14 protein-coding genes are annotated in these 12,960 nt (G+C 66.2%); 10 read left to right on the forward strand and 4 right to left on the reverse strand.

Annotation, left to right across the window (positions count from 1 at the left end; genetic code table 11):
- The first annotated feature begins 399 nt into the window (after positions 1–399).
- A complete protein-coding gene (locus tag OHA25_RS08330) occupies positions 400–795 on the forward strand; it encodes a hypothetical protein (protein WP_327587003.1) in 396 nt (131 codons plus the stop codon).
- A 251-nt stretch (positions 796–1,046) separates the two neighbouring features.
- The gene (locus OHA25_RS08335) at positions 1,047–1,670 is read left to right on the forward strand and encodes a DUF2637 domain-containing protein (protein WP_327587004.1); all 624 of its coding nucleotides are present in this window, start codon (positions 1,047–1,049) and stop codon (positions 1,668–1,670) included.
- Positions 1,671–1,728: 58 nt separating this feature from the next.
- Here the strand turns inward: OHA25_RS08335 and OHA25_RS08340 are convergent, their stop codons facing one another.
- Positions 1,729–2,139 carry a DNA-methyltransferase gene (locus OHA25_RS08340; RefSeq protein WP_327587005.1) on the reverse strand — a complete coding sequence of 137 codons (411 nt, stop codon included), beginning with the start codon at positions 2,137–2,139 and terminating at the stop codon, positions 1,729–1,731.
- Positions 2,140–2,175: 36 nt separating this feature from the next.
- Positions 2,176–2,409, reverse strand: coding sequence for a hypothetical protein (locus OHA25_RS08345; protein ID WP_327587006.1), 234 nt, complete (start codon positions 2,407–2,409; stop codon positions 2,176–2,178).
- A gap of 670 nt (positions 2,410–3,079) precedes the next feature.
- Between OHA25_RS08345 and OHA25_RS08350 the strand changes: the two genes are divergently transcribed.
- From OHA25_RS08350 to OHA25_RS08385, 8 genes are all read left to right on the forward strand, one after another.
- A complete protein-coding gene (locus tag OHA25_RS08350) occupies positions 3,080–3,310 on the forward strand; it encodes a DNA-binding protein (RefSeq protein WP_327587007.1) in 231 nt (76 codons plus the stop codon).
- Between the two features lie 330 nt (positions 3,311–3,640).
- Positions 3,641–3,835 (forward strand): protein kinase domain-containing protein, encoded by a 195-nt coding sequence (locus OHA25_RS08355; protein ID WP_442942177.1) that lies wholly within the window; start codon positions 3,641–3,643, stop codon positions 3,833–3,835.
- Positions 3,836–4,379: 544 nt separating this feature from the next.
- The gene (locus tag OHA25_RS08360; RefSeq protein WP_327587009.1) at positions 4,380–4,706 is read left to right on the forward strand and encodes a thioredoxin family protein; all 327 of its coding nucleotides are present in this window, start codon (positions 4,380–4,382) and stop codon (positions 4,704–4,706) included.
- Positions 4,707–4,929: 223 nt separating this feature from the next.
- Positions 4,930–5,481: a hypothetical protein gene (locus OHA25_RS08365; protein WP_327587010.1), complete on the forward strand. Its 552-nt coding sequence runs from the start codon at positions 4,930–4,932 to the stop codon at positions 5,479–5,481.
- A 151-nt stretch (positions 5,482–5,632) separates the two neighbouring features.
- Positions 5,633–8,836 (forward strand): hypothetical protein, encoded by a 3,204-nt coding sequence (locus tag OHA25_RS08370; RefSeq protein WP_327587011.1) that lies wholly within the window; start codon positions 5,633–5,635, stop codon positions 8,834–8,836.
- Positions 8,837–9,288: 452 nt separating this feature from the next.
- The gene (locus OHA25_RS08375) at positions 9,289–9,639 is read left to right on the forward strand and encodes a hypothetical protein (protein WP_327587012.1); all 351 of its coding nucleotides are present in this window, start codon (positions 9,289–9,291) and stop codon (positions 9,637–9,639) included.
- A complete protein-coding gene (locus OHA25_RS08380) occupies positions 9,636–10,535 on the forward strand; it encodes a copper transporter (RefSeq protein WP_327587013.1) in 900 nt (299 codons plus the stop codon). The genes OHA25_RS08375 and OHA25_RS08380 overlap by 4 nt, the downstream gene beginning before the upstream one ends.
- Before the next feature lie 124 nt (positions 10,536–10,659).
- Complete coding sequence (locus tag OHA25_RS08385; RefSeq protein WP_327587014.1) at positions 10,660–11,091, forward strand: hypothetical protein; 432 nt, start codon at positions 10,660–10,662, stop codon at positions 11,089–11,091.
- Positions 11,092–11,654: 563 nt separating this feature from the next.
- Here the strand turns inward: OHA25_RS08385 and OHA25_RS08390 are convergent.
- Positions 11,655–12,413: a GntR family transcriptional regulator gene (locus OHA25_RS08390; RefSeq protein ID WP_327587015.1), complete on the reverse strand. Its 759-nt coding sequence runs from the start codon at positions 12,411–12,413 to the stop codon at positions 11,655–11,657.
- Between the two features lie 27 nt (positions 12,414–12,440).
- Positions 12,441–12,854: a TIGR03668 family PPOX class F420-dependent oxidoreductase gene (locus OHA25_RS08395; protein WP_327587016.1), complete on the reverse strand. Its 414-nt coding sequence runs from the start codon at positions 12,852–12,854 to the stop codon at positions 12,441–12,443.
- Positions 12,855–12,960: the final 106 nt, after the last annotated feature.

The raw sequence follows: 12,960 nt of genomic DNA on the forward strand, positions 1-12,960 counted from the left end.
CCATGCCCTGCCAGAGGCGCGTGCTCAACTGATAGGCGCGGATCTGAGGACCGCCCTACCTGGCGATGGACACGTCCATAGTCATCACCCGTGGGGGTGAATCACCCCCGACGGCCATCCAGCCCACCACAGCGCCGTGCACCGGGAGCCCATCCCGCCCGTGGACATCGGGACGGTCGGCGTTGCCTAGCAAAAGGTCCAGCACCCAGCCGCCGCTCTCCCGGGCTTCAGCGTGCGCACGGGTCACAAATCCCCTGTTCAGGGCCTATGTCACAGGTCGTGCAATGCGTGGCTGCATGACTGGCTCCCGCAAGCACGCATCACGAGAGCAGCCCGTCGACGTGAGTCACAGCTCGTCTCCGCTTCCTCCACAGAACGCTTACTCCTCTTCAGAAGGGAATGCTGATCATGACGTCGCATCGCCGTACACGCCGCTTCGCGATCGTGGCAGGAGCCGCTGCTGCATGTCTGCTGGCGATCTCTCCAGCCGCTCACGCGGGCGCCCGAGCCTGGTCTGACGGCTACGGAAACGTCGGCCACGGAGAGATCGTCTTCGACCGGAAAGAGATCGTGGTCTGTGACTCCCGCAACGACACCGATCGCGTCGGCGTCGAATACGAGGTCGCCTACGGCCCCTTCCGTAGAACCGCGCTCCTCCAGGCCGGCCCCAGACGAGGCTGCAAGATTGACAACGTCCTGCTGGGCACCATCACCTCGGCGAAATTCTGCTACGGCGGCGACGTGAGCTCCGGCCCGGGCAGCTATCGCCACTGCAACAACACCGCACGGTTCTGACAGCCCACTCCCCAGAGACACGTCCCACAGTGGGTCGAAAAGATCTTCGATCCAGACCACGTCTTCCACGGCCTCGCCCCTCAGCGTCGGGCGAGGCCGTCCCATATCGTCACCATCATCGATGACGCCATCATGGACGCCACGCTGGGCAGCACCGAGGTCAGCACGGCTGTGATGCCGTCCCCTTTTCCGGGTGCCCTGCCCTGCCGGGGATGCGAACCCGCCGTTGCGCGGAAGAGCGGAAGATCCTCATGCAGCAACCCAACAACCTCGGCCACGCCGCCCTGAACCTCGACGCGATCATCAAGTGGTCCACGATCGTCGTCGTTCTTCTCCTGGCGGCCATTGCCGCGATCGTCTCCTACCGCCACGCACACGAGCTTGTCTCCGCGTACGGCGAGACAGGGATCACGGCGGCGCTCGTCCCGCTCACTGTCGATGGGCTCGTCTACGCCTCCTCCATGGTTTTGCTGCAGGCGGCCCGGCTGGCCCGGCCCGCGCCACTCCTGGCGCGCCTCCTCCTGGCTGTCGGCATCCTGGCCACCCTCGGCGCGAACGTGGCGCACGGCTGGGGAACCGGCCTCATCGGTGCGATTGTCAGCGCCTGGCCCGCAGTGGCTCTGGTCGGCTCATACGAACTACTGATGTGGCTCCTGCGAGCCGACGCCCGGCCCGCCACGGACCGGGCGGAGCCGGATGTGGACCAAGAAGCGCTCGCCGTCTACCGCGCGAGCATAGAGTCCGGAGAGCCCCTCTCACAGCGCGAACTCGCCCGGCGGTTCGGCCGCTCCCGACGGTGGGCCGCCGGAATCGCCGAGCAGGCAAACGAAACCGGCAGCGAAAACAGCGAAGATCGTACCGCAACCAGCGCCTAACACGACACAACCTTGCAACGAGGGGCCCAGCATCGCGTGGCGACGCAGGCGAGCTGGATCACGCACTGACGGCGTAGTGCGAGGTGATCTCGATGCCGATGAAGGAGCGGCCCTCGGCGAGGGCGGCCACACCGGTGGAGCCGGAGCCAGCGCACGGGTCCAGAACGGTTCCGCCAGCCGGGCAGATGCGTACGAGCTGCCGCAGGACCTCGACCGGTTTCTGCATGATGTGGTGGCGTTGGTGGCCACGGGGCTGGGAACCCTCGACCAGGCCGGGCAGATAGATCGGGGTGTCGTGGCGGAACGGGGCGCCGTGACTGCCCCACAGGATGTACTCGCACTCGCGACGGAAGCCATCACGTACGGGCCGGGCGATCGGCTTATGCCACGGGATGACGCCGCGCCAGGTCCAGCCGGCGGCCTGCAGCGCATCGCTCGTGGCGGGAGTCTGGCGCCAGTCGCAGAACACCAGGCAGGAGGCGCCAGATCGGGCGGTGCGCAGGCCCTAGGCGAGGACCAGGGTGAGCCAGTAGGTGTAGCCGCGTTGGTCGCGGTTATCTCCGACGAAGTCAGCCAAGTCGTGCGCCGCGTCACTGCGTATGTACTTGTCACGGGCGCTCTGCAAGGCTCGTTCGTTGCCGGTTCGTCCGCCGCTGTTGTACGGCGGGTCGGCCAGCAGCAGATCCACGAAGCGCTCGGGGATGGCGAGTACGTCGCCGTGGTAGATGGTCCAGGACAAACGAGGTCTCCCCTTCGGGTCGCATACACCGCGAGCGGGTGAGCGAGTCGAGACGAGGGTGGAAACCCAGGGGTCCTGGCCCCAGCTACCCCCCGGTTGAGCCGGGACCAGGAGTCTTTGCGTTCTCGCATCCCGATATACGCCCCACCTCTGGCAACCCTCCGGCTATCCGGATCGGCGACCTTGGGCGCCAGAGCCGCTCCGTAAATGACCTTGACCTCGGCCCATCCGCCAGAAGAACGCCCAAGGTCACCGCTGTAGGCGCGCATACCCCGCCAGAGGTGAGTGCTCCACTGATAGGCGCGGATCTGAGGCCCGCCCCTCACTCGGCGATGAACACGCCCACCACCATCACCGGCGAAGGTGAATCGCCTCCGACCACCATCCAACCGACCACCACGCCAAGGACCGTTCCCGCGTGTTCCGGCTACGGCTGGCTGGACCTTGGGATCATGGCCACCACCGTTCACCGTTGGGAAGCCGTATCTGGACGTCATGCCCCCAACCGTTTCATTGAATGGACAATGAGGCTGCCCAACGGATGGGTCAGCGCCGTCTCCGGCCTGCCCCACACCGCCCAATCGCGCGCCGTCGGCAACGGAGTCGTCCCCCGGCAGACCGCGCCTGCCCTCACTATCCTCGACGAGACGCTCGGCGGAGGAGGCCCGCGATGGAGACCTTGACGGTCGCGGACCTGGAACACCTACCACCGACCGTCGACCTCATGACAGCTGCCAAGGCCCTCGGTATCGGCCGTACAAAGGCTTACGCACTCGCGAAGGCAGACAACTTTCCTGTCCACCTCATACGCGTCGGAGACCAGTACCGTGTCTCCACGATGGACCTCATCAGAATTCTTCAAGGTCCCAGGGCCGCTGCGGAGGCACCGAACCCCCCTTGAAGCGATCACCTACGATAGCGCCCGGGACGCACGTGCTCCCGGGCGTCGTCATGTGCACGATCAGCAGATGTTCAAGGGACGAAAACCGGTGAGCGAAAAGCCGGTAAAGGTCAGCGGCGGGCTCCGGTACGGGCGGCGAGCACGTCGGTGACCCCGAGGATCGCGGCAGTGACGGCGGCCCGCCCTGGCGGCCCCCTTCTCCACCGCCCGCATGCTCGCCCATGACCAGCGAGGCGAGCTACCCTACATCGTCCAGCGCGTACGGCGACGGGCCGAGCCTGAGCCAGGCCAGGCCGTCCAGCAGGCCGGGCCGTACGCCGACGATGAAGCCTGCATCGCCTCGGCACGGGAGTCGCGACGGCGATGGCAGCCATCCATGGCGTCGTCCACCGGGACCTGAAGATGGACAACGTGCTGCTGCGCCCGGACGGGCCACGAGTGATCGACTTCGGCATAGCCCACTACTGGACGGCACCGCGGCTACCGCATCGGGCTGGTCGGCACTCCGGCCTCCATGTCGCCTGAGCGTTTCACCGGCAACCGGGCCGGTCCGCAGGTCGATGCCTACGCCTGGGGCGCGATCATGGTCTTCGCCGCCACCGATAACCCGCCCTTCCGCGTCACCGAGCCGGAAGGCGTCTTCGCCCACCTCAACCGCGAGCCCCGGCTGGACGTAGTACCCGAACCGCTCAGTGCGCTCGCCGCCAGACCCCGAGCAAAGGACCCGGCCCAGCGCTCCTCGCCCCGGGCAACTGCTCATGGCGCTCATAGAGGCCGACGCCCCCCGCGCGGGGCAGCCTGGCGGCCCACGGGGCTGTCTTGTTCCGCAGTAGTGGATCGCCCGCCGCTCACCGGCCGGGCATCGGCACCACCCCCGAGCTGATACAACTCCTCCAGCGGGTGACGGGGTACTGACGAGCTGACGGAGTTGCCGGCCCGGCATGACGGAAGGACCCGCAAGTGATCCCCGAACCACACCGGATGAAGGGCGGCGCACCACTGCTCGGCGCGCTGCCCGGGGAGAGCGGCCATCGGCCCGTACGGCGCCGAACTGCGCGATGCTGGAGATGTGGAGATTGAGGTCCTGGTGATGCCGGACTGCCCCCACCAGCAGCTCGCCGCCGAGCAGCTGCTGCAGGCGCTGGGCGAGACTGGGCTGAGCACCACCGGCTTCACCACCCGGGTGATCGCCGACCAGGCCGAGGCCGAGCGGACGGCCTTCACCGGCTCCCCGACGATCCTGATCGACGGCCGCGACCCGTTCGCCGAACCCGGCGCCGCCCCGTCGCTGTCCTGCCGGATCTACCGCACCCCCGACGGCCCGGCCGGAGCACCCGGCCTCGACCAGCTCCGGCAGGCCCTCCGAGCAGCCGCTGACACGGGCACCAGGGCATAACCCGGATCACCGTCGGGAAGCTCCGGCGGAGTGCTCACACCCACGAACAGTTCGCCGCCCCCCGTAACCGCATGACTTGAAGGTCAAGTTGTCTTGGCCTTCTTAACCGGGAGGATGAACGGTAGAAAGGCGATCTGGCGAGCGCGGGGGACGGGCACGCGGAACACTTTCGGTGATCTTTCGGGGGCCCTGCTACTTTGCTCCGATCCCCACCGTCCAGGACGTGATCGACACGCCGGACGGCAAGATAGAACTCATGCCCGCCATTCCGGAGTCGACCAAGACCTCCCTGGCCCAGCGACTGCGCCAGCGCGCCCGCGACCGCTGGCCCCAACTGGCAGGACTACACGTCCGCTACCACGGCCAGTTCGCCTACGTCGAAGGTGAACTGACCGACGGAGACCAGCTGCCCCTCATCCGGCTCCGCTACGGCGGATCGGCCTCCATCTGGGGATTCGGGCTCTACCTCGCCAGCAGCGGCAAGTACGAAAACCAGATCCTGCCCACCGGCATGTCCGCCGGCACACCCCAAGAAGCCCTCGACTGCGCCTGCGATCTCTATGGTGCCCTGCTGTCAATCCAGCTGGGGTGTCGGTCGTGGTTGCCGCATCCGCAGCGTCCCCGCGTGCAAGGGCCGCCGAAGATGGGCTCGCCTCCATGGCGAGGCGGGCCGGCCGTTGGCGCCGGCACGTACTCGTCGGCGAGCCGGCCACGTCAGGCCACGGGGTTTACAACGCATGATTGGCCAGAGGCAACTGCAGCCACGACGGCGTGATGAAAGCCAGACGACAGGGCTCACCGCCAGGATGGTGGTGTGTCAGACCAAGGGCGGCGCTGGGTGGGCACGCCATGTCCCGGCTGAGCCGTCGCACCATTGTCAGAGCAGCGGTGCGCCGTACCACGTTGCAGCGGGGAAGGGGGACCAGATGACGCAGGTGATTCCTGGTTGGAAGGATTGGATCGACCGGCCGGAGGTAGACCGGGTGGTCGAGGCTCTGACTTCGGGGGAGAGCGGGGTTGTGGTGGTGGCCCCGGATCTGGAAGGGGTCGGAGGGCTGGGCGTTACCGCCGTGGCGGCGGCTGCCCTGCACCGTACAGAGGTGATCGAGCACTTCCACGAGGGTGTCTGCTGGGCCCGCGTGGGCGACGCGCGTACGGAGCACTGGGCCGACGACGTGTTGAAGGCCGCAGATGGCATGTGGGGTAAGGACGACGAACCCTTCCTCCAGTCTGACTTGATCGAAATCCACGCGGCCCTTCACGACGAGGAAGCGGCACGCGAATTGATGGACGATATGTTCGCCCCGGGACCTCGATTGATGGCGGTCGACGGGCTGCCTGATGGTGGCCTGCTGTTGCCCTTGGCATACATTGTGCGGGGCTGCGTGTGGCTGGCCATGGTGGACAGCGCAGGTGAGGCGCCGCCGGTAGCGGACGTGGTGCGCGTCGGCCCGATGTCATTGGCCGAGGGCGTGGCGCTGTTGCGCCGTGACCTGCCCTCGCTGGATGAGGGAACGGCAGTGCGGCTGGCGGAGTTGACCGGCGGCTGGTCGTTGGCGCTGACGCTGGCCCACTCGATGATCCTGAGCCAGGTGGTGACAGGGGAATCGGCCAACGTCGCAGCCACGCAAGTCGCCGAACGGCTGCCGCGCAGCCTCGACCTCGCCGACCGCGCCTCAAGAGAGGCCTTGATCGGTGCGCTAGTGGATCACTCGCTCAATTGGCTACCCCTGGTGGATCCGGGAGCCTCCGAGCGGTTTCTGGAGCTGGGCCTGTTCGCCGAGGAGAAGCCGATTCCGGTCGGCGTGGCGGCGATGATGTGGGGAGTCGTGGGCATGACGGGCGACGAGATCGGCGCGCTCATCGCGCGGTTGGAAGCGCTGTCGCTGCTGGAGCGGCGCACCGATGAGGCGGTTCTGGAACTCGCTCCTGCCGTCATGGCATACGTACGCGATCGCCTCGGCCCCGAAGGGCTCGACCATGCCCGGCGGAGATTGATCGATGCTGACCCGGACGACATCCTGGAGGGGTGGGCTGTCTTGCCCGGCACCAGGGAGTGGGTGGTGCGTAACCTGCCCGACCACTACCTGGCCGCTGGCGAGATGGAGCTGCTGGCGGGGCTGGTGTGCGACGTGTCATGGATCGCCGATCGGACGATCCTTTCCGGCGTCGAAGGGGTCGTGGAGGATCTGTCCAAGGTGGGCACCGGGCAGGCCGAGTTGCTCATCCGTACCATTGCCGCCTCTGCACACCTGCTTGAATCCGCGCGAGAGACGGGTCTGAGCCTGCTGCCCACCCTGGCCTGCCGTCTGCATGCAGTGCCAGGGAAAGCAGAGGAGGCTCACACAAGGTTGCGGGAGATGGGCAGGCCATGGTTGGAATCGCGCTGGACACCGCCGGACCTACCCCACCCCGCGCTCCTTCGCACCCTGCACAGCCGCACCGATGAGATGACCGACGTCACGATCGCGCCCGACGGCACCTGGCTGGCCGGCGCGAATGCGGACGGGCGGGTACTGTGCTGGCGCGTGGACGGTGCGCGGCTGGGGAGTCTGCTCGGCCACGAGTCCATCGTCACCTCAGTCGACATCGCGGCTGACGGAGCCTGGCTGGCGAGCGCGGCCTGGGATGGGACCGTACGTCTGTGGGATGTCGACGGGACACCGCGTGCCGTACTGTCAGATCACCCCGGCGTCGTGCAGGCCGTCGCCATCGCACCCGACGGCAGTTGGCTCGCCTCGGCGGGTGAGGGGTTCCTCCGGTTCTGGAACTCCGACGGGACGCTGCGTGCCGCGGTCTCGGGGCGGGACGCTTCTTACGAGCGCGTCGCGATCGCCCCCGACAGCTCGTGGCTGGCGGCCGTCGGGTTCGACGTCGCCGAGTTCTGGAACGCCAACGGGACACTCAAGGCCATCCTCGGCAAGCGCCACGTCGGCGCGGGTGCACTTGCCTTCGCTCCCGGGGGGCAGTGGCTGGCGCTGATTGCCAGGGACGGCAAGATCCAGCTGCTCAACCCGGACGGCACCATGCGCGCCTCGCTCGACGACGTGATCTACAGCTGCAATTCTGGTTTAGCCGTCGCGCCCGATGGCCGGTGGCTGGCCGTATCGGACTTCGACGACGTGATCCTCGCGGACGTGGACGGCTCGACCCGCGCCCGCCTCCCCGGACGCAGCGCTGACGTCGTTGCCGCCATCGCAATCGCGCCCGGCGGTAGTTGGCTGGCCTCGGCTGGCAACGATCGTACGATCCGGATCTGGGACACGAACCCAGCTGCGACAGGAGGTAGCAAAGAGCGGAGCGGCACGCGCGAGCTGGAAGCCGTCGCCATCGCACCGGACGGCTCGTGGCTGGCCACGGCCGGGCTAGACGGCCTCATCTTCTGGGACGCCGACGGCAGCCTGCGCTCCAAGGGCCAGCAGGCGTGGATGTGCAGTGTGGACATCGCCGCCGACGGCGGGACCCTGCTCACCGGCGGCGGGAGCGACGGTACGGTGCGGCTGCACGAGACCGATGGCACGGTACGCCGCAGCGACGTCGTGCCAGGCGCATCCGATATTCGTGCGGCGGCGATCGCGCCGGATGGCACGTGGATGGCGATCGGCTACCAGGACCGAGTGAGGATCATGGCAGCGGAGGGCAGGAGGTCCAAGACCCTCAAGCGTCTGGGCGACGAGGTCAATGCCGTCGCCATCGCACCTGACTCATGCTGGCTCGCCGTGGCGGCGGGTCAGCACCTGCAGCGGTGGAGCACCAAAGGCCGCAAGCTCGGTCCCGTCGCGGAAACCTGCGGCCCTATCTCGGGGGTGGCGATCGCCCCCGACGGGCAGTCCCTGGCCGCAGTCACGACCTTGGGCTCAGTTGAGCTGTTCGACCTGGACGGTGGCGTGCTGATAGGGCAGTTCAGGGCGGACGAGTGGGTGAGGGGCGTCGCATTCTCCCCCGACGGTGCCTGGTTGGCTACGACGGCGGAGAACGGATGTCTTCGGGTGTGGGACGTCGGCACGCTCAGCTGTGTCGCTGTCATCGTCGTAGACGGCGCCTTGCGCGACTGCGCATGGTTTCCCGACGGCTCGGGGTTGTGTGCGGTAGGCAATCCCGGCTTGTTCGGTTTCACCTTCCACCGGTAAGGCCGATCGCTTACTACCCGAGCGGCTCCGGTCGCTCCAGGCGTTGTATGTCGGAGGATGCACATTTCCATCCCTGGGAGTGAAGCAGGCCGCCGACGAGGTGCCGTGGATCGGGTCCTATTCCGACGACCCCGCCCCGAGTGAAGTTGACCGCCGGCGAGGTGCCCTTGGCCGGGTGCTTTTTCGTTGGTCTCTTCCCGAACGGTGCGTGCGAGCTTTCCCGGACGAACGGGGCTCGGCCTGTTCTGGTGGCGCTCTTCGAAATTGGCTCTGGCGATCTTTGTGTGATGGCGTCACAGGCGGTGGTGGAGACTCCTGCCCGTGACTGATCGCAATCGTGTAACTGGCCGCGTATAGGCGCGGTCGGCCGGTGAGGATCTTGTTCAACCAAGAACGTGATCATCATTTGAGCGGTCGCGAGGTTCATTGTGCCCTGTGCGCAGCATGCGGTGGTGGGCGATGCCTGCTGCCTGAGGATGTTCTTACCCCATCTGGCGGAACGACGGGCCCATGGCGCGATCGCTGAGGTGCACCACTTCGGCACCAAGGGCTATCACTGGGTGTTGGATGCGGACATCGAAGCGTGCTTCGACAACATCGCGCACTCCGCCCTCATGGAGCGGATGCGTCGACGAGTCGGTGATAAGCGGGTTCTCTCCCTGGTCAAGGCTTTTCTGAAGGCGGGCATCATGTCCGTCGATGGCCAGACCAGGGACACGAACACCGGCCCGGGCTGGGCGGGTAGCACCCGGCGGGCGTGCTCGGTGAACGCCGCCGACACGATCGGCCAGGACACCCTGTGATCCCGCGCCGATTGGATCAAGCGGAGAATGACACGTTCATCGCTTCGATAGCGCCCGAACGGGTAGCCGAGGTGCTCGTGGGTGAGCGGGTCCTGCTGGTGGAGGCTCCAGATGCGAAGCCCGCCGAGCGTGAGGCTATCCAGGAGGCACTCATACAGGCTGGCGCCGACTACGCAGGGCAGGTCACGCTTACGAACGCGTACCTTGACCAACAGCGCCTCGACAAGCTCGACATGCTGGTCAACGGGCTCATGCCGGACGACATGACCATCGATCCCGCAGCGACCACTTATGAGAAGGGCGCCATGCTGCTCAGCGCCACGCTATTGACCAGCGACCCCGACCAAGCGGGGACCCGCAACGAGGAAACCCTCACGGTTCTTGACGAATTCGAGCGAGCCGGGCTGCTCAGCATCGACGGGGAGCCGGGCAAGCGCGCGACGATCGCCGTCATGATCGCTCCTGAGAATCCGTTCGAAGGTGAGAATGCCGAGGCGCAGGCCAGCGCCCCTGGTCTCGCTGGCAGCCAGGCTCGATGCGGCGAGCCGAGGCACTGTACTCGCTGGCGGCAGTACCTCCACCGTTCCCGGCGGCCTCATCGCCACCTTGCGCGACAAGAACCAGACCGACGAGCACGTCACAACCGTCGACACCGCCGATACTCCTTTAGGGCGCATTACGGTCGTCTACGCCCTGCGAGAGCAACTGAGTGGGCGGGCTGGTCAATACGGCACGGGCGCCGGAGCCTCGTCATTCCCGCTCCCGACGTCACTCTCGACTCCATCGCCTCGCCGGTAAGGGGATTGGCCTGGCCCATTCGCTTTCTCGTCGGAGGCTCGGTTTGGGTCCTGACGTGCCTGCGAGATGTGTCCATGTCCTGGCGCGCGGCTCCGTAGTAAAGCGGTAAAGCGTGGCCAGCCGCCGCTCTGTTGCCGGCGACTCGATTGAGTCGGCGCCAACCCTTGCCAAGCTGGGCGAGCATGTGGCCATCAACCGTACCATCGCCGAACTGCGCCGATTATGAGGTGTGAGTCCAGGCACTGGCACTTCGCGAGCCCGAACCGGAGCAAGGAGGCGCTCAAGCTGGAGGAGGCCGTGCACGAACGGCTCCCGCAGCGGGACCTGCTCGACATTCTCACCCGCACCGCCTACCAGACAGGCTGGACTCGGCACCTCGGCCCGGCCTCGGGCTCTGACCCGAAGATCAAGGAAGCGCTCGGCCGGACGCGCGTACTGCGGCAATTGACCATTTACCTGGGTCAAGCATTACCGGGCGATCATCTGCGACCACCGACCCGGGGGAAGGACTCCGAGCACATGGTCAGCCCCGCGGACTGGGACAGGTGCATCTCCATGCACCGCTTCACCGTGGCTGGTGGCTATCCTCACCCCAACCTGGGCGGGGGATCCAACGGGCGAACGGACCGGCATCGGGACTGCCCGCGGCGCTGACGCGTCGTGCTCGCCCTCGCCGCCCAGACGGCACCGCTGATGGAGACCGTCTTCCGCGCGTGCGTCGCCGAGGGGCGGGCCAAAGCGCGCACGATCCCGCCTACAACCTGAGCGTGGGCACGATCGCCGCACAGCAGCGGGGCGCCGCCACAATGCTGTTCGCGGAGTCGTGTGCACGATCCGCCTTGTTCAAGGAAACGAAAATCCAAGATCAAGGCGATGACATTGGGTATCTGTTCGGACTGATCCATGTCACCTGGTCGCGGCCGTTCCCACTAACGAATGGCTAACAAACGATCAAAAGGCCGCCTCCCGATCTTCGGAAGACGACCTCTGAACTGCTGAAACTCTGTGGGGCTACCAGGACTTGAACCTGGGACCTCTTCCTTATCAGATAAGTCAGCCAAGATCTCTGACCTGCACGATCTACAAACGCCCTGGTAGACACGATATCTGAAGCAGTTTCGCTTCTTTTCGATTCATTTCAGCGTCTCCCAACCAAGATCGTGTCTCCCAAATTTCTCCCAAGGCCTCCCCGGGGAGAGTCCGCGAGGATCCGCGACTTACACGGGTGGCGGCACGTCGATGGTGTATTCAAACGTGAACGCGTCGCCTGGCACGACCGAATCGAGTAGCTCCACGGCTCGACCGTCAGCGCCGTACGCGACGCGCAGCGTACGGGCGACCGGTACGCCGGGCGGAATCCTCAACAGGGCGGACTCGTTGGGAGTCGGCATCCGGATGGACACTCGCTCAACGAACTGGGCGATGCGGCCGCCTATGACGTCCTCGTAATAGCCGGCCACGCCACCCTTGATACGCCGTGGCTCCCCCACAGGAGTGCCGGAGAAGAGGTCCGCCGGATAGTACCCGTCGCTGAGCTGCATCGGCTCGCCATCGATGGTGACCCCACGGCGACGTACGATCACGGCTTGACCCGCGGGCAGCCGGAGCGCGGCGGCCACGTCGTCACTGGCCGGTTCCTCATGGACCTCGAGCAGCCTCTGCTCAACCTTGAATCCTTGGTCGGCCAACTCTGAGTTGAGGTTCGAAATGCCGCCGTCTCGGCGCGCCCGCCACTGGCTTCCGGTGGAAACCATAATGATCGTCGGCCGTTTGCGGACGTGAGTCTTGGCGCCTTGCGAGCTGACGACGTGGCCTTCGGCGCGGAGGAGCGCGATCGCTTTCCGGACAGTCGTCCGGGTGGTGCGATAGCGGCCGGCGAGTTCGTTCTCTGATGGCAGCGGGTCACCTGCGGTCAGACGTCCGTCGAGGATCTCCTCTCGGAGGTCGTCGGCGATCCGTCGGAATGGTGGCACCATCGGCGCACTCCTCATGTATGCCTGGCCTTACTCGCTGTACGCCCAGCCGGACCACCGGTCGACCGTAGTCACGATCACGGGTCCTTCGGGGGTGTGCTGGCGGTACTGCTCGTATTTGGTTGAGAGCGCTCGGATGGCGGCTTCCCGTTCTGTGCCATCGTCATGGATGGCTGCATTGCCGTCGGCGCGCGCCCACCACAGGCGTGTCCAGTCGTCTTCGTAGTGGTCAACCAGCAGGCTGACCTTGGGATTCTCTCGGATGTTGCGCAGTCGTCGCAGGTTCATTGTGGTCTTCGGCTTGTGATCAATGGCGATCACGATCTGTTCGTCCAACATGGCGAACGTCACGGGCACGAGGTGTGGAGCTCCGCTTGCCGCAGCCGTGGCCAGGCGGGCGATGCGTTCGTTGGCGAACAGCGTTCTGGCTCGATGCGCATCCATACCTCATTCTCCACGGAACAGCTTGCATATCCATGTGACCCAAGTCTAGGGTCAAACATGCATATCCAAGTTGTAGTCATGGGAGGTGGACGCCATGGCCCACCCT

It is taken from the genome of Nonomuraea sp. NBC_00507, assembly GCF_036013525.1.
Lineage (GTDB): Bacteria > Actinomycetota > Actinomycetes > Streptosporangiales > Streptosporangiaceae > Nonomuraea.